Below are 16,451 nucleotides of genomic sequence, written 5' to 3' on the forward strand. Positions count from 1 at the left end.
TAAGTACTATGGTAAGCTTATCTCGTTACAGGATATACGCGATCTATCTGAGACTACAAGGGTCGGTAGTAGTTTAATGAAACTAAGCGATGCTACAGAGGCTATTGGCTTTAAGAGCATAGGGGTTAAAATTGATTTTAACAAATTAAAGGAAGCTCCTTTGCCCCTCATTGTCCATTGGAACAAAAGACATTTTGTGGTGGTCTATAAAATTAAAAAGGATATGGTCTATGTGTCTGATCCCTCCTGCGGGCTCAGTGCAGGGCTAATACCTTTGCGGCGACCTATTTGAAAATGTAGATAATAAAGCGTTTAGCGTGCATCCACTGAGTAATGAAGTGCAGACCTCATCGGTTAATGATATATTGGTTAACGAATTCGATAAAGACAATACATTGGATGTGTTCATGATTGGGAATTTGTACGGTTCTGAGGTTGAAACACCTCGAAACGATGCAAGTTATGGAATGTTGCTTGTAGGTGAAGGAGATGACGATTACGAGCTTCTTGAAAATTACAAGGTGAATTTATGGGCAGGCGGAGATATAAAAGATGCGGCTTTTATAAATGTTGGAGGTACTAAGGCAATTTTATTGGCAAAGAATAATGATTATTTGCAGCTGATTAAGATTAATTAAGAAGGTATTTCGTTTTGATAAGAATGAGAAGCGACATGCTATTTGGTGTTCTTAACCTATATCGAATACTTGCTATCTTAATTTAAACGCATACAAATACCCCCCGGTACCGTGTGCTTTTTCGTCCGTTATATAGAGGGTATTGTCATCTTTAAAACAGGCGCCTTCTTTTTGAGAGGTGTGGTGGAAAGGTAATTTGGTAACGGAGCCATCAAAAAAATCGGCGTCTTTAAAATTGGTAAATAGCCAAACGGCCGATTCGGTAAGCAGGATCATTTGTTTTCCATCGGATGATATATCGGCAGCAGTGACTTTACAGTCGGTGTCTTGTCCCGTGTTAAAAGAGCCTTTTAAACGAGCTACATATTCGCCTGTTTTAGCGGGTAAACTGTACAAGCTGGTATGTCCGGCATTGCCCTTGGCATGGCTCTTTGTAAAAAGGTATAAACTGTCTTTAAAATGGATCATAGCTTCGCAATCATAAAAGAAGTTTTTGTTTTTTGGAGGGAACTTCTTTTGATCCGGATACCGAAAGCGAATACGCTCCACATCAGTTTTTTGGGCGTTATTCAAGGAGTCACTACGTACAATTAAAATATGCAGGTCTTTTCGTTTATTACTATTATTGCCAAAGTCCCCGATGTAAAGATTGCCTTCAGGATCCGAAGTCAGCTCTTCCCAGTCTTTGTTTTTTGCATTGATCTTAAGTTCTTTTACTATGGTGCCTTTATGATCTGTTCCAAATAATACAGGCGCATTACCACTGTCGTTAAGCATCCAGATCAAGTCCGAACTGGGGGTGGTTTCGGTGCCGGAGACTTCCTTTAAAGTGCCTGATAGGTCAGCAATAATCGTTAGATTGCCAGTGTTACAGGTGGAGTTAAAAAGAAAAATGAATAGGAAAAGGGCTTTGTGCATGCAGACTTTCATAATTTATAGTTTAAATTTACGGATATATTTTTGATTAAATAGTTTTTATGAACAAAGCCTGTTTGGTTATGGGACATCGTGGAGCTAAAGCATATATGGCGGAAAATACGTTGCCATCCATTCAAAAAGCCTTAGATTTTGGGGTTGATGGTATTGAAATAGACGTGCATACTTGTGCCTCTGGAGAATTAGTGGTCTTTCATGATTTTACTTTAGATCGCGTAACCAATGGAATAGGAGAACTTTCTAAATGCACACTTTCAGAATTAAAAAAACTTAAAGTAGATAATCACTATAGCATTCCAACACTTCAAGAAGTTATAGATCTTATCGATAAAAAATGTATACTGAATATTGAGTTAAAGGGGCGTTACACGGCCGAAAAAACATGTGAAGTCATTAAAGATTGTGTTGAGAACAAAGGATGGAATTACAGCGATTTTATTGTGTCCAGTTTTCAGCATCATGAATTAGAGGACGTTTTTCGAATTAATAAAAGCATACCTATAGCTGTTTTAACAAAAGCAAGTGTGGCAGAGGCAATCGAATTTGCTGAAACCATAAGTGCTAAGATTATTCATCCTAATTTTGCGCTACTAACCAAAGAAAATGTGAAACAGGCACAAAGCAAAGGCTATAAAGTAAACACATGGACCGTCAACAACCCCGAAACTATAGTACGTATGAAACGCTATGGTGTTGATGGTATTATTTCCGATACGCCTGATAAAGTATGATAGAAAAAGACGTAATTATTGTTGGAGGTGGTGCAGCTGGCTTTTTTGCAGCGATCAATATAGCTGAACACGACCCGAAGTTAAAAGTTGCTATTCTCGAACGAGGTAAAGAAGGACTTTCCAAGGTGAAAGTTTCCGGAGGCGGGCGTTGTAATGTAACCCATGCAGAGTTTATACCGTCGGAGTTAACCAAAAACTATCCGCGTGGAGAAAAGGAATTATTAGGCCCCTTTCATCAGTTTATGACGGGCGATACCATGGCATGGTTTGAAACCCGGGGCGTTGCATTAAAGATAGAGGAGGATGGTAGGATATTCCCCGAAACAGATTCGTCACAAACCATTATTGATTGCTTTTTAAGGGAAGCTCATAAAAATAACGTTACTATTTTATACAACCATACGCTTAAAGCTATTGATAAAGATCAGGATGATACGTGGCTGTTGGAAACGAACCAGGGGTATTTTAAATCGAAACAGGTTGTAATAGCAACAGGAAGTAGTCCGAAGATGTGGACGCTTATAAAAAGTCTTGGACATAACATAATACCTGCAGTTCCTTCATTGTTTACTTTTAATATTAACGATGCTAGGATTCGAGATATTCCTGGTGTTGTCGTGCCCGATGTGACCGTAACCGTTTTAGGAACTAATTTACATTCCGAAGGTCCATTACTTATTACGCATTGGGGAATGAGTGCTCCTGCGATCTTAAAACTATCAGCTTTTGGAGCATTAGAACTGGCAAAGCGACAGTATAAGTTCCTGATAGAAGTTAACTTTATAAAGAAGCCCTTCGAAGACTGTATAAACACATTAAAAGCATTAAAACAAACTTTGGCTAGAAAAACTGTGCTTAAACAGGCACAGTTTAGTTTACCCAAAAGACTTTGGCAGCAAATGGTTTTGGCTTCTGGTTTGACGGCTGAAATACGCTGGGCAGATGTGAGTAGGCAACACATCGAAGGGTTGGCGACCCAGCTTACACAAGCCAGGTTTCAAGTAGAAGGGAAAAGTACTTTTAAGGAAGAATTCGTTACGGCAGGAGGCGTGGATTTAAGGGAAGTGAATTTTAAAACTTTTGAAAGTAAACTGCATGACCGTTTGTATTTTGCAGGCGAAGTATTGAATGTGGATGCTATTACCGGCGGTTTTAATTTTCAGAATGCCTGGACGGGTGCTTACCTAGCGGCACAAGCAATTCTAAAGAGATGAACACCTATATAGCATTACTAAGAGGAATCAATGTCAGCGGACAAAAGAAAGTGCCTATGGATACACTGCGGGAGGTGCTTTTCAATCTCGGCTTTAAGGAAGTTAAAACCTATATACAAAGTGGAAACGTAGTGTTCCAGTCTTTAGAAACGAACAGAGATACTTTGAAACAGATTATTTTTGATAAGCTTAAAAGCACTTTTGGGTTTGAAGTAGCAGTTTTGATACACAGCGCAAACAGTTTACTAAAAGTTCTAGACCAATGTCCCTTTCAGGAAGAAGAGATGTTAGGCAGTTATTTTACGTTGCTACACGATATACCAAAGGAAGAACTCATAGAGACTATATCCAAAGAGCGTTATCCAGATGAGACCTTTGTAATAAAGGAGCAGTGTGTTTATTTTTATTCAAAAAACGGTTACGGACGTGCCAAGTGTAACAATAATTTTTTTGAACGAAAATTAAAAGTCGTTGCCACCACCAGAAACTATAAAACAATGCAGAAGTTGATTGCAATGTCTTTTGAAAAATAAAAAGCCCATTAGATTTTGTTTACTTTTGCAAAAAAATATTAGCAGTTATACAAAAATGAGGAAGTCTAAAAAGTGATTTATTTTGTCATTCAGGGCGAAGCGAAGATTCTTATTTTGTTGTTTAATATAGATTCTTCATTTCATCTAGGATAACACTTTTTGGAGTCTTTTCTTTGTTAGCAGAACATTCATTCATGACGGTACAAGATTTTATTTCCAAACCCTATTCCAATACCGTTGAAAGCGGTAATTACACTTGGGCTTCACCCAGTAATATTGCGCTGGTAAAATATTGGGGAAAAAAAGCATATCAAATCCCAGAAAATCCATCGGTTAGTTTTACCCTAGATGCTTGTAAAACGGTAACAACCTTAAGCTTTACCAAAAAGAAAAATGATGGTATGTTTTCTTTTGACGTTTATCTGGAAGGTAAAAGACAAGATGATTTTAAACCAAAGATCCAAACATTTTTTGAACGTATAGAATTGTATATGCCTTTTTTAAAGGACTATCATTTTAAGATCGAAACGGCTAACACCTTTCCCCATAGTTCTGGGATCGCCTCTTCAGCTTCAGGGATGAGTGCCTTGGCCATGTGTTTAATGAGTGTTGAACAAGAACTGCTTACCCCGGTTTCTGGTACTGATGAAACCTTTCTAAAGAATAATTATCGTATTCAAAAAGCATCTTTTTTAGCCCGTTTGGGATCTGGAAGTGCCTGTAGAAGCATTGAAGGTAGTCTGGTGGTTTGGGGAGCACATCCCTCTATTGAAGGAAGTTCGGATCTGTATGGTATAAAATATCCTTATAAGGTACACGATAATTTCAAAGACTATCATGACACCATTTTACTGGTCGATAAAGGAGAAAAGCAGGTGAGTAGTACCGTAGGTCATAACCTGATGTACAATCATCCTTTTGCTCAGGAGCGATTTAATCAGGCGGGTAGCAACCTATCGCGATTAATTGCTGTTTTTGAATCGGGAGACCTCAATACGTTTATTGAAATAGTAGAAAGCGAAGCCTTAACCTTGCATGCCATGATGATGACCAGTACACCATATTTTATTTTGATGAAGCCCAATACGCTTGAGATCATCAATAAAATATGGGCCTTCCGGAACCATACCGGGATCCCCGTTTGCTTTACTTTGGATGCCGGAGCCAATGTACATGTGTTGTATCCCGATAAGGTGTCGGATCAGGTTATCGAGTTTGTAAAGAATGAGTTGGCTGTGCACTGCCAAAATGGGCAATATATTTGCGATAGTATTGGTTTTGGAGCGAAACCTGTTGGTAATGAATGATGTGCGGTGAATGTTTGGTGATTATTTCAAAAATTCTCATTATCTTGCTGTTATTAAGGATGGCGCTTAAATTTTAGAACTTTTAATTAGTATAATTAAGAGTTCTAAAAGTAATAATTAGTAATTTTGCACTATTAATTTTCATTTAGGACAGTGAAAGGACCGCTTTTTTATTCAAAAATATTACTCTTCGGTGAATATGGAATCATAAAAGATTCCAAAGGATTGTCGATTCCATATAACTTTTATAACGGTGCCTTGAAGAAGGATGAGGCACTTTCGGAAAATGCTAGGATTTCAAATGAAAGCCTTAAAAAGTTTGTTGGTCATTTGCAAAATATAGATAATGCTTTAGTAAGGTTCGATATTTCACTGTTGCGTCATGATGTAGAGGACGGAATGTATTTTGATTCTTCCATTCCCCAAGGTTACGGTGTGGGGAGTAGTGGTGCTTTGGTAGCGGCTATTTACGATAAATATGCTTTCGATAAGATTACGGTCTTAGAAAATCTAACCCGTGAAAAGCTATTAAAGCTAAAAACTATTTTTTCAGAGATGGAATCGTTTTTTCATGGAAAGTCTTCAGGTTTAGATCCGTTAAATAGCTATTTGAGCATTCCTATTCTTATCAATTCTAAAGACAATATTGAAGCCACGGGTATACCAGCACAGCAAAGTGAAGGTAAGGGCGCGGTATTTTTATTGGATTCCGGAAGTGTTGGAGAAACAGCGCCTATGGTAAGTATTTTTATGGAAAACATGAAGCAGGAAGGCTTTCGTAACATGCTTAAAGAGCAATTTATAAAGCATACAGATGCCTGTGTGGACGATTTCTTAAAAGGCGATATAAAATCGTTGTTCCATAACACTAAGAAGCTGTCTAAAGTGGTCTTGAACCATTTTAAGCCAATGATTCCAAGGCAGTTTCATGAGCTTTGGAAAAAAGGTATTGAAACCAACGATTATTACTTGAAGTTATGTGGTTCAGGTGGTGGAGGTTATATTTTAGGCTTTGCCCAGGATATTGAGAAAGCAAAACAAGCCCTTTCGGAGTATAAGTTGGAAGTGGTTTACAATTTCTAAATCCCAAATAGGGTTCCCTCTAAATATAGTTAGGAAACCTTCAATTTTTTTTAGATGTTATCCAGAAAACAGAAACATATCCTACTTAAGTTTTTTAGTATGTTTTCTGTTGTTCGTGGCTACAATATTTTAGTTGTAGTTATTGCCCAATATTTAACTTCTATTTACATTTTAGCACACAATAAGCCTTTAAAAGAGGTTGTTTTTGATCTGAACCTATTGATGATCGTTTTAGCATCAGCGGCTACCATTGCTGGCGGGTATATTATTAATAGTTTTTACGACTCAGAAAAAGACCTTATCAATAAACCTATTAAGTCACGATTGGATAGACTAGTAAGCCAAAATACCAAGCTTTCATTTTATTTTGTGTTGAATTTTATAGCAGCTATAATGGCTAGCTATGTATCGTTTCGTGCTGTAGTGTTCTTTTCGGTGTACATTTTTTGTATTTGGTTTTATTCGCACAAATTGAAAAAGTTGCCTTTTATTGGGAATTTAACAGCTTCAATATTAACCATAGCACCCTTCTTTGCCATATTTATGTATTATAAAAATTTCGAAACGGTCATTTTTGTACATGCTGTCTTTTTGTTTTTAATGATTTCAATGCGGGAACTCACCAAAGATTTGGAAAATATAAAAGGAGATTTGGCACTTGGTTACAAAACTATTCCCGTGGTTTATGGGGAAAAGGTGTCTAAACTTATGCTTACCATATTGAGTGTTTTGGCATTAGTGCCTACCTATTTGCTGTTATATACATTTGAGATAGGATATATGTATCTGTTCTTTTATCTGAGTTTGTTCATGCTCTTTTTGTTTTTAATTTTGCTTTGGAAGTCCCAAACCAAAACCCATTACCTGATACTCCATAACATGCTAAAATTTATTATTGTAGTAGGAGTGTTTAGTATTGTATTGATAAATGTTGATGTGGTTTTAAATCGGATTTAACTTGCGCTTTAGTTCTTTCTATCATGCATTTAGTTGTCCTTTCTAATCTGTTCTTAAATATCATTACATTTGTATTTAACTGTAAACTGCCTTGGTGAAAGCAGACGAGGTAGTTGTAGGAAATGATTTTTAAATTAGGCATTGAATGGCTATTATTTGTAGACCAATAAAGCATTTAATTTTTCTGGCCTTGATTAGTTGCTTCTGGTAATCTTTTCTCGCAAGAATCATGGACTAAGGTATTGCCCAGTATAGGTTCTTTTTCGTCTCCCAGAGTAGCCGATTTGAATAATGACAATATTGGGGATATCATACTTGGTACAGGTAGGGAGGAATTTCATGCATGCGATTCTGCAGTAGTTGCACTTGATGGAAAAACGGGCAAGATGCTTTGGAAAGTTTCTGCTAAAGATCAAATATTTGGATCGGCAACCCTCAAGGATATTACTGGCGACGGTGTTCCAGATGTTTTTATTAATGGACGATCCGCTGAGTTAATTGCCATTGATGGAAAATTGGGAGAAGTCATTTGGCGGTTTGCCGTACCCGAGGGAGAGAAAAAAGAATGGTTCAACTTTTACAACCCACAATTTATACCAGATCAGAATCAGGATGGAAGAGATGATATTTTGGTTTCTAACGGTGGCGATGTACTGGCAAAGCCTTACGATTCTAATAGAGCCGTTGGACATTTGGTAATTTTAAATGGTCAGAATGGTAAGGTAATATCAAGAGCGCCAATGCCAGATGGCAAAGAGACCTATATGTCTGTGGCCGTATTACCCGATAAGCCACTCACGTTTAAGAATGTGATATTTGGTACCGGCGGAGAAACTTTGGGTGGGAATCTTTTTGTTACTTCGATTTCTGAAATAAAGTCCGGAGATTTATCTCGGGCTGTGAAGCTTGATAGCAGTACTACAAATGGCTTTGTAGGACCGCCAGCATGGGTCGACATAAATGATGATGGTATTCATGATATTGTTGCCAATGCCGCCGATGGTAGGTTGTTGGCTTTCGATGGCAAAACCCATCGGTCTATTTGGAAGGTTGAAGTTTCTGGAACCGAGGCCTATAGCTCAGTAGCAATCGGACATTTTAACAAGGATAAGATTCCTGACTTTTTTGTTTCTTACGGACAGGGATCCTGGCCTGATTTTGAATGGTCCAAACAGGTTATGGTAAACGGAAGTAACGGAAAAATAGAATTCGAAGACACACTGGGGTTTTATCAAATGAGTTCAGCAGTTGTCGCCGATTTGAATAGTGATGGACAAGATGATGTTTTAATGCCTATAAACTATGTGGTTCGTAATGAATTTCATATGAAGTTTTTTCATAATAATATAATGGCTATTGGGTTCTCGGAAAATGTAGCTGTCGAGTTAGATCTTCACAACGAGGGGAGCAATATTTCATCAACGCCATGGATTGGAGATCTTGACAATAATGGTTATCTGGATATAGTTTATATTCATGGAACCAATGTAAAAGAAACCTATACTTTTGACGGACTGCGTGTTAACAGAATTGACACGACCTTTCCTGTTAGTAGTGAAATTAAATGGGGATCATACATGGGAAGTTATTATAATGGCGTTTTTAATAAATAATCTTAAGATTACCCCAGAAATAGTTGCGCCTTAAAAAGTACAATATCAAAAATCTACAATCGTAATTTCAAATAATAAATGATATAAGCATATCTTTGCATAAAAATATTAATCATGAGTAGGCAACAAGGGAGGAACGGAAAAGGAAAACCATCAGGACGAGGAAGTAACAACTCGCGTGCTAAAAGTTACGCAAGGGGTAATGCGCCTGTAAAAAAGCAAGTTGGAGGATCAAGATCAGGAATTTCATCAAATGGAACCTCTGCCAATAAAGCTAATTCAGGAGAGATTAGGCTCAATAAATATGTTGCGAATTCTGGGATTTGTTCACGTCGTGAAGCCGATACGTATATTGCTATGGGCTTGGTTACCGTTAATGGTAAAGTGGTAACGGAGATGGGATATAAGGTAAAGTTAGAAGATGAAGTACGTTATGACGGTGCGCGCGTTAACCCAGAGAAGAAGGCTTATGTTTTGCTTAATAAACCAAAAGGATTTGCAACAACTACAAGTGAAGGGAAAGGCCGTACGGTAATGGATCTGGTTGCCAATGCAACAAACTCCCGTATTAAGCCTATTGGACGATTGGGAAGAAACTCTAAAGGATTGTTGTTGTTTACTAACGATGAAACTATCATAGAAAAATTTACCAATTCAAAACGAGGCGTTTCCCGTTTATTCCATATTGAGTTGGATAAAAACTTAAAGCATGAAGATTTAAAGAAAATTGAAAATGGGTTTAAAGTAGATGATAGGCTTGTAACAGTTGAGGAGGTAAGCTATATAGATGGTGCGTCAAAGAAAGAGATAGGTTTAAAGATCAAGAATACAGGTAATGGTATTATCCGTACTATTTTTGAACATTTAAGATACGATATTGTAAGTCTTGATTGTGTGGCCATTGGATCGCTTACCAAAAAAGATATTCCACGAGGACACTGGAAACACTTGACCGAGCAGGAGGTCAACGGCCTCAAAATGCTTTAAGGTTAGCCGTTTGGTTGCGAAAATGTTGTATTCCTGCACGTTTGCGGAGTTTTTTGTAGTTAATTTAAGATACTTCAAAAAAATAACTTAAAAAAAAACTCAAAAATCTTTGAAATTAAAATTTTTGTATTTCATTTGTATCAGCATTTAGCTGAACATTATGAAAAGTGTTTTTATGTTCGGGCTTTTGGGGATTAGGAAGTCAAATTCAAAAGCAGCTTTTAGATTAAGTAACCGAATTTTAGAGCTAACTTCCGTTAATACAATTTATTGCAGTCAGCATATATATGGTTTTGTACCTACTACACAAAACCAAATCCAGATTTGATACCTGTTCATTATTGTTTGTATTAAAACATACATCCCTGTTTTTCTATTTAAATAATTTATATTTCTAAAAATAATAATGAATACTAAATACATTGATTTAATCAATCAGACTTTCGATTTTCCGCAACCGGAGTTTAAATTGGAAGGCAAAGAATTGATGTTCCATGATATCGATCTTATGGAGTTGGTCGAAGCTTATGGGGCTCCTTTAAAGTTTACTTATTTACCTCAAATATCCAACAACATACAACGGGCAAAAGGGTGGTTTGATAGCGCTTTAAAGAATAACGCTTATAAAGGGAATTACAATTATTGTTATTGTACAAAAAGTTCTCATTTTAAACATGTGTTACATGAAGCTTTAAAGAACGATATTCATATTGAAACATCCTCGGCTTTTGATATTGATATTGTGGAAAACTTAAAAAAAGAAGGAAAAATAACTGACGATACTTACGTTATTAGTAATGGTTTTAAACGGGCACAGTATGTGACTAACATTGCGCGTTTAATTAACAACGGTCATAACAATTGCATTCCAATCATTGATAATTATGAAGAAATCGATTTGTTGTCTCAAGAAATTAAAGGTAATTATAATATAGGTATCCGTATTGCTTCAGAAGAAGAGCCTAAGTTCGAGTTTTATACATCGCGATTAGGTATTGGTTATAAAAATATAGTGCCTTTCTATAAAAATCAGATCAAGGACAATAAAAAAGTGACACTTAAAATGTTGCACTTTTTTATTAATACGGGTATTAGGGATAATGCCTACTATTGGAATGAATTGTCCAAGTGTCTAAAGGTTTATACCAATCTAAAGAAAATATGCCCTTCATTGGATAGTTTAAATATAGGTGGTGGATTTCCCATTAAAAATTCGTTGGCTTTCGAATTCGATTACGAGTATATGGTCGATGAGATCATTAATCAAATAAAACTGGCTTGTGAAGAAGAGGAAGTAGATGTTCCAAATATTTTTACAGAGTTTGGTAGTTTTACAGTAGGTGAAAGTGGCGGTGCCATTTACGAGGTATTATACCAAAAACAACAGAACGATCGCGAAAAATGGAATATGATTAACTCGTCGTTTATTACAACATTGCCAGACACATGGGCTATCAATAAGCGCTTTGTTATGTTGCCCGTAAATAGATGGCATGATACTTACGAGCGTGTTTTGCTTGGCGGTTTGACTTGCGACAGCGACGATTATTACAATAGCGAACAGCACATGAATGCTGTTTATTTGCCTAAGTATAATAAAGATAAACCCTTATATATAGGTTTCTTTAATGTGGGAGCCTATCAGGAAACTATTGGAGGTTTTGGAGGGCTTCAACACTGTTTAATACCATCTCCTAAGCATATCCTGATAGATAGGGATGCCGATGGTAATATCACAACAAAATTATTTAGTGAACAACAAAAAAGTGAAGACTTACTTAAAATTTTAGGTTATGCAAACTAAAACATATGCTGGGATACCAGAAGAATTTGCAAAATTAGAGCAAGCAAAAATAGTTCTAATACCCGTACCTTATGATGGTACAAGTACATGGCAAAAAGGAGCTGATAAAGGGCCTGAAGCCTTTTTAAATGCTTCAGAGAATATGGAGCTTTACGATATCGAAACCGATACGGAAGTATACCAGCAGGGCGTTTTTTTAGCGGAACCTGTTACAGAAAATGCATCACCAGAAACAATGGTGCAAGCGGTTCATGAAGTGACTAAAAAGTATATTAAAAAGAATAAGTTTGTTACCATTTTTGGAGGAGAGCATTCGGTTTCTATAGGAACCATACGTGCGTTTAACGAAACTTTTAACAACTTAACAGTGTTGCATATCGATGCACATGCCGATTTACGAAAAACCTACGAAGGTTCTACCTGTAACCATGCCTGTGCTGTATATGAAGCAAGTCAAACAACCAATTTAATTCAGGTAGGGATTCGTTCCATGGATGTGAAAGAAAAAACCGTTATGGATCAAGAGAAAACCTATTTTGCTCATGAGATGGCGATAGATGATTCCTGGATGGATTCGGCAATAGATCAAATGACCGATAATGTATTTATTACATTCGATCTGGATGCCTTAGATCCTTCTATTATGCCATCTACAGGAACACCTGAGCCGGGAGGGTTGTTTTGGTATGAGACCTTAGACTTTTTAAAACAGGTGTTTGCCGAAAAGAATGTGGTTGGTTTCGATATAGTTGAATTGTGCCCTAATGACAAGGAGAAATCTTCAGATTTTTTAGCAGCCAAGTTGTATTATAAAATGCTTAGTTATAAATTTATGAACGAAGCTATCGACGAAGATTACGATAATACCTATAGCAAAGCAGAACAAAAAAATAACGTTTCAAAATTCAGTGATAACGATGAGTACTAAAGGACCTATTTCAAATTTTATAGAACATCATTACCTGCACTTCAATGCTGCGGCATTGGTAGATGCTGCAAAAGGCTATGAGGATCAGTTGCATGCTGGTGCAAAAATGTTGGTGTCTTTAGCAGGAGCAATGAGTACGGCTGAGCTAGGTAAGAGTTTTGCAGAAATGATACGTCAGGATAAAGTACAAATCATATCCTGTACAGGTGCTAATCTTGAGGAAGATATTATGAATTTAGTGGCACACTCACACTACAAAAGAGTGCCAAATTATCGTGATTTGACCCCTCAAGAAGAGTGGAATTTATTAGAGAAAGGCCTTAATAGGGTAACCGATACCTGTATTCCTGAGGAAGAAGCCTTTAGGAGATTGCAAAAGCACATTTTTGAAATTTGGAAAGATGCCGAAGCTAAGGGAGAACGCTATTTCCCGCATGAATATATGTATAAAATGTTGTTGTCTGGAGTGCTGGAAGAATACTATGAAATCGATTTGAAAGACTCATGGATGTTTGCTGCAGCCGAAAAAAACTTACCTATAGTGGTTCCAGGATGGGAAGACAGTACTATGGGGAACATTTTTGCAAGTTATGTGCTTAAAGGCGAATTAAAGGCTAGTACCATGAAATCGGGTATCGAGTATATGACCTTTTTAGCCGACTGGTATACCGAAAATTCAGAAAGGGGTATTGGATTCTTTCAAATAGGAGGCGGTATTGCTGGCGATTTTCCTATTTGTGTAGTCCCTATGCTATATCAGGATATGGAACGTGTGGATACCCCGTTCTGGAGTTATTTTTGTCAGATTAGTGATTCGACTACCAGTTATGGTTCCTATTCCGGAGCAGTTCCTAACGAAAAAATAACCTGGGGTAAATTAGATATTGATACTCCAAAATTTATTGTTGAAAGTGATGCGACTATCGTTGCGCCTTTAATATTTGCTTATATCTTAGGCATGTGATTTTTAAACAGCATTCAAACCAAACAAATGAAAAACAGAGACAGCCATTTAAAAAGAGTCATTGTAGATTTTAAAAAACTAACACCAGAGATTTTAGCGTTACTTGTTGAAAAATATCCCGATGGATACGATGAAGATCAAATTATCTCATTTAGAAATGCCAGTAATGAAATTATTGAAGCTGTAGAAGTATCGACCAGTGACACCAAGTATCTTGTTAAAGTGAGTAAGAAACTGGCTATGACCATGGAGAATTACGATGAGGATGATTACGAAGACTATGAAGGGAACGATTCCGATGCGATTCAAGAACCTGATTTGTCTAATGAGGAGGATTCAGATTAAATACTATAATTCCAATAAGCATATGTTGAGGTAGATACTTTTAAAATCACCGCGATACATCCGGGCTATCACAAGTCAAAATTCAAATGTTTTTCCCTATAAATGCCTCGCGGCAAATCCGCGAGGTGGTTTATTAAAATGTGGTTGATAAAGAGAACTACTAAATAATTAAGCTATGTATACTGCTTTTGCTTATCAGGTTGCTAGTACTATTAACATAAAAGAGATAAAACAACAATCAAAATGGTTATTGTTGTTTCAGGATAGTGACGAACTGTACTATTCAAGTGCTCCCAATAAATTTATTTACATATTTCATTATGGCATGGTCAGCTTTTTTAACCTTACCAAAAATGAAATTGACGAAGCATTGGCCTACATAAAACCGTTTTGTGCTAACTATATTTCAGAGCAGATATCAGAGGAGGTTCAGGTTAATGTTGTTGCAAATACCTTAAAGGTAGAATTTGATAAGATTATTTTACCTAGTATTAGTGAGGAAATGATACGGCTTGTGATGCTAAATGCGTCGCAATCGGTAGCGTTAAACCTGTATTCAGAAATTACCGAGCAACTGTTAACCGAAACCAATCAGCATACTTTGTATCTGGAGAAGAAAGGGCGTCTGGATATTTCGGGATATAAATTAAAGCGGTTTATAGGTAAGGTTTTAAACATAAAGAATAAGATATCGGAAAACCTATATATTTTTGATTCCCCCGATATTGTTTGGGAAGACGAACAACTTAATAAACTAAATAGCGATTTAAAAGCGACTTTCGATCTTAAGGACCGTTACAAATTAATTAGGGACAGGGTTGATATTATTAAAGAAAATCTGGAGCTTTTCAAAGATATAATGGACCATAAGGAAAGCAGTCGCCTTGAGTGGATCATTATTATCTTAATTGTAATCGAAGTGATCGATGTGTTTATAACGCGTTTGTTTTTTTAAGAACACTTCCCAGATAAATACTCCGTAAACAATAACATATTCCAGTCCGATGACCCATAAGTTTTCGGTATTGTTAGCATTGGCATAGGCCAAATAGCTTAAAATGATAACAAGGCTCCATACCAATGGGAATTTATAGCCAGTAAATACCGATAGTATTAAAAGCGTTGCAATGTACCAAGGGTGAACTGTTGTAGCTGTAAAGTAATAAAATGTTAACACAAAAAGCATGGCAGTTAACAAGTCGGTAAAGGTTTTTTGTTTTTTTAAAAAAGCCATAATCAATACAAATATAAGTACTGTAATGGCTATTAGTTTTCCAATAATTGCAATTTCATTCCACCCTCTAAAATAATAGCCTATGGCTCTGGCGATATAATAGATGCTCGCGTTAAACTCAAAATTCTGAAACCATAAACCAACGGTTTGCGCATAGTTATCTATAAATTGCGAAGCATAAAAAGGAGCAAAAAGAAATAATGTTGTTACGCCTATAATGGCATAAAATACGATTAATTTGAATATGGAAGGAAGGTCCAGCGTAGCAGTTTCACTGGCGTTTACTAGTTTGGAAGATTTGTTGTTTTGAAATCTGTAACGCTTTAAAAAACATTGGTAAAATAAGGGAAGGAAGATCAAGGGAATGAGTTTTACCGAAACAGATAGTGCAAATACAACACCACCAATTACCCATTTGCCTTTGTGGATTAAATAGAGGCTCCACACAAGGAAAAAAATCATCACGCCTTCAAAATGAAGGTTTCCACTTAGTTCAATAATAATAAAGGGATTTAATAAATACCAAAAGATAGTATATGTTGGGATATTGAGATTGTCTAAAAGTTTTTTACCAAAAAATAAAGTACCAAAATCGGCAGCAATAATTAATAAACGCATAACGACAACCGACCCTAAAATACTTTTACCAGCAAAGAGTCCGGCAATTACAAAACAAAGCTGATTTATAGGAGGGTAATTGGTAAAATGACTAGCATTAAGTGTTCCCATACCTTCAAATAATTCTTGAGCTTGAAGAATCGGAAACTCCCCATTACTTATAAATGATTCAACAGTATATAAGTATGGGTTAAAACCTTCTAGAATCATACGTCCATCCCAAATAAAGCGATAAAAGTCCTGTGATAAGTTGGGTATTGCTAAAATGAACAACCCCCGAAAACCAAAAGCTAGCCATGTTAGTAATAATGTATTATGTCTTAATAGCGTAAGGATTTTATAAAACAAAGCAAACAATGCGGTATAAAGAATAACAAGCTTAGTGTACTCTGTACGAGCCAAATTGTATGCAAAAATGACATAACACATAACGCTCACCACAACCAAAATAGGGAGCATTTTGTTTTGCTTAAGAAAAAACATGTTCAAAGCCATTATCCAAATATAGTATTATTTGGTTTTGTGTTTTTTATTGTAGTATAATTTATTAAATAACAAA

At 36.4% G+C, this 16,451-nt stretch carries 17 protein-coding genes; 15 read left to right on the plus strand and 2 right to left on the minus strand.

Annotated features, from left to right (window positions below):
• Both ABD792_RS09685 and ABD792_RS09690 read left to right on the plus strand, forming a co-directional pair.
• Window positions 1–292, plus strand: a 292-nt coding sequence (locus ABD792_RS09685; RefSeq protein ID WP_345005755.1) for a cysteine peptidase family C39 domain-containing protein, incomplete at its 5' end; no start/stop codon positions are given.
• A 25-nt stretch (window positions 293–317) separates the two neighbouring features.
• Window positions 318–638, plus strand: coding sequence for a hypothetical protein (locus ABD792_RS09690; RefSeq protein ID WP_345005756.1), 321 nt, complete (start codon window positions 318–320; stop codon window positions 636–638).
• A gap of 72 nt (window positions 639–710) precedes the next feature.
• On the opposite strand, the gene ABD792_RS09695 is transcribed toward ABD792_RS09690, so the two are convergent.
• A complete protein-coding gene (locus ABD792_RS09695; RefSeq protein WP_345005757.1) occupies window positions 711–1,568 on the minus strand; it encodes a hypothetical protein in 858 nt (285 codons plus the stop codon).
• Window positions 1,569–1,615: 47 nt separating this feature from the next.
• Between ABD792_RS09695 and ABD792_RS09700 the strand changes: the two genes are divergently transcribed.
• The 13 genes from ABD792_RS09700 (at window position 1,616) to ABD792_RS09760 (ending at window position 14,995) form a co-directional block, all read left to right on the plus strand.
• Window positions 1,616–2,305 carry a glycerophosphodiester phosphodiesterase gene (locus tag ABD792_RS09700; RefSeq protein WP_345005758.1) on the plus strand — a complete coding sequence of 230 codons (690 nt, stop codon included), beginning with the start codon at window positions 1,616–1,618 and terminating at the stop codon, window positions 2,303–2,305.
• Complete coding sequence (locus tag ABD792_RS09705; protein WP_345005759.1) at window positions 2,302–3,519, plus strand: BaiN/RdsA family NAD(P)/FAD-dependent oxidoreductase; 1,218 nt, start codon at window positions 2,302–2,304, stop codon at window positions 3,517–3,519. Before ABD792_RS09700 ends, ABD792_RS09705 begins: the two co-directional genes overlap by 4 nt.
• Window positions 3,516–4,052, plus strand: a complete 537-nt coding sequence (locus tag ABD792_RS09710) for a DUF1697 domain-containing protein (protein WP_345005760.1) — start codon at window positions 3,516–3,518, stop codon at window positions 4,050–4,052. Before ABD792_RS09705 ends, ABD792_RS09710 begins: the two co-directional genes overlap by 4 nt.
• A 194-nt stretch (window positions 4,053–4,246) precedes the next feature.
• Window positions 4,247–5,359 (plus strand): diphosphomevalonate decarboxylase, encoded by a 1,113-nt coding sequence (locus ABD792_RS09715; protein WP_345005761.1) that lies wholly within the window; start codon window positions 4,247–4,249, stop codon window positions 5,357–5,359.
• 153 nt (window positions 5,360–5,512) lie between these two features.
• A complete protein-coding gene (locus ABD792_RS09720) occupies window positions 5,513–6,442 on the plus strand; it encodes a mevalonate kinase family protein (RefSeq protein WP_345005762.1) in 930 nt (309 codons plus the stop codon).
• A 54-nt stretch (window positions 6,443–6,496) separates the two neighbouring features.
• Window positions 6,497–7,399, plus strand: coding sequence for a geranylgeranylglycerol-phosphate geranylgeranyltransferase (locus ABD792_RS09725; RefSeq protein ID WP_345005763.1), 903 nt, complete (start codon window positions 6,497–6,499; stop codon window positions 7,397–7,399).
• Window positions 7,400–7,641: 242 nt separating this feature from the next.
• Window positions 7,642–9,012 carry an outer membrane protein assembly factor BamB family protein gene (locus ABD792_RS09730; protein ID WP_345005764.1) on the plus strand — a complete coding sequence of 457 codons (1,371 nt, stop codon included), beginning with the start codon at window positions 7,642–7,644 and terminating at the stop codon, window positions 9,010–9,012.
• 114 nt (window positions 9,013–9,126) lie between these two features.
• The gene (locus ABD792_RS09735) at window positions 9,127–9,999 is read left to right on the plus strand and encodes a pseudouridine synthase (RefSeq protein WP_345005765.1); all 873 of its coding nucleotides are present in this window, start codon (window positions 9,127–9,129) and stop codon (window positions 9,997–9,999) included.
• Window positions 10,000–10,405: 406 nt separating this feature from the next.
• Window positions 10,406–11,803, plus strand: a complete 1,398-nt coding sequence (locus ABD792_RS09740) for a type III PLP-dependent enzyme domain-containing protein (RefSeq protein WP_345005766.1) — start codon at window positions 10,406–10,408, stop codon at window positions 11,801–11,803.
• A complete protein-coding gene (speB, locus tag ABD792_RS09745) occupies window positions 11,793–12,731 on the plus strand; it encodes an agmatinase (RefSeq protein ID WP_345005767.1) in 939 nt (312 codons plus the stop codon). The genes ABD792_RS09740 and speB overlap by 11 nt, the downstream gene beginning before the upstream one ends.
• The gene (locus ABD792_RS09750; RefSeq protein ID WP_345005768.1) at window positions 12,721–13,695 is read left to right on the plus strand and encodes a deoxyhypusine synthase family protein; all 975 of its coding nucleotides are present in this window, start codon (window positions 12,721–12,723) and stop codon (window positions 13,693–13,695) included. Before speB ends, ABD792_RS09750 begins: the two co-directional genes overlap by 11 nt.
• 27 nt (window positions 13,696–13,722) lie before the next feature.
• Window positions 13,723–14,040, plus strand: coding sequence for a hypothetical protein (locus ABD792_RS09755; RefSeq protein WP_345005769.1), 318 nt, complete (start codon window positions 13,723–13,725; stop codon window positions 14,038–14,040).
• Between the two features lie 175 nt (window positions 14,041–14,215).
• Window positions 14,216–14,995, plus strand: a complete 780-nt coding sequence (locus ABD792_RS09760) for an RMD1 family protein (protein ID WP_345005770.1) — start codon at window positions 14,216–14,218, stop codon at window positions 14,993–14,995.
• Here the strand turns inward: ABD792_RS09760 and ABD792_RS09765 are convergent.
• Window positions 14,945–16,351, minus strand: coding sequence for an MptA/MptB family glycosyltransferase (locus ABD792_RS09765; RefSeq protein ID WP_345005771.1), 1,407 nt, complete (start codon window positions 16,349–16,351; stop codon window positions 14,945–14,947). The genes ABD792_RS09760 and ABD792_RS09765 overlap by 51 nt on opposite strands.
• Between the last annotated feature and the right edge of the window lie 100 nt (window positions 16,352–16,451).

This window comes from Snuella lapsa (assembly GCF_039539345.1).
In the GTDB taxonomy this organism is placed as follows: domain Bacteria; phylum Bacteroidota; class Bacteroidia; order Flavobacteriales; family Flavobacteriaceae; genus Snuella; species Snuella lapsa.

Coding starts and splice junctions, on each gene's coding strand:
- ABD792_RS09695 (WP_345005757.1), bottom strand. CDS start 1,568: ATGAAAGTCTGCATGCACAAAGCCCTTTTCCTATTCATTTTTCTTTTT.
- ABD792_RS09700 (WP_345005758.1), top strand. CDS start 1,616: ATGAACAAAGCCTGTTTGGTTATGGGACATCGTGGAGCTAAAGCATAT.
- ABD792_RS09705 (WP_345005759.1), top strand. CDS start 2,302: ATGATAGAAAAAGACGTAATTATTGTTGGAGGTGGTGCAGCTGGCTTT.
- ABD792_RS09710 (WP_345005760.1), top strand. CDS start 3,516: ATGAACACCTATATAGCATTACTAAGAGGAATCAATGTCAGCGGACAA.
- ABD792_RS09715 (WP_345005761.1), top strand. CDS start 4,247: ATGACGGTACAAGATTTTATTTCCAAACCCTATTCCAATACCGTTGAA.
- ABD792_RS09725 (WP_345005763.1), top strand. CDS start 6,497: ATGTTATCCAGAAAACAGAAACATATCCTACTTAAGTTTTTTAGTATG.
- ABD792_RS09735 (WP_345005765.1), top strand. CDS start 9,127: ATGAGTAGGCAACAAGGGAGGAACGGAAAAGGAAAACCATCAGGACGA.
- ABD792_RS09740 (WP_345005766.1), top strand. CDS start 10,406: ATGAATACTAAATACATTGATTTAATCAATCAGACTTTCGATTTTCCG.
- speB (WP_345005767.1), top strand. CDS start 11,793: ATGCAAACTAAAACATATGCTGGGATACCAGAAGAATTTGCAAAATTA.
- ABD792_RS09750 (WP_345005768.1), top strand. CDS start 12,721: ATGAGTACTAAAGGACCTATTTCAAATTTTATAGAACATCATTACCTG.
- ABD792_RS09755 (WP_345005769.1), top strand. CDS start 13,723: ATGAAAAACAGAGACAGCCATTTAAAAAGAGTCATTGTAGATTTTAAA.
- ABD792_RS09760 (WP_345005770.1), top strand. CDS start 14,216: ATGTATACTGCTTTTGCTTATCAGGTTGCTAGTACTATTAACATAAAA.
- ABD792_RS09765 (WP_345005771.1), bottom strand. CDS start 16,351: ATGCTCCCTATTTTGGTTGTGGTGAGCGTTATGTGTTATGTCATTTTT.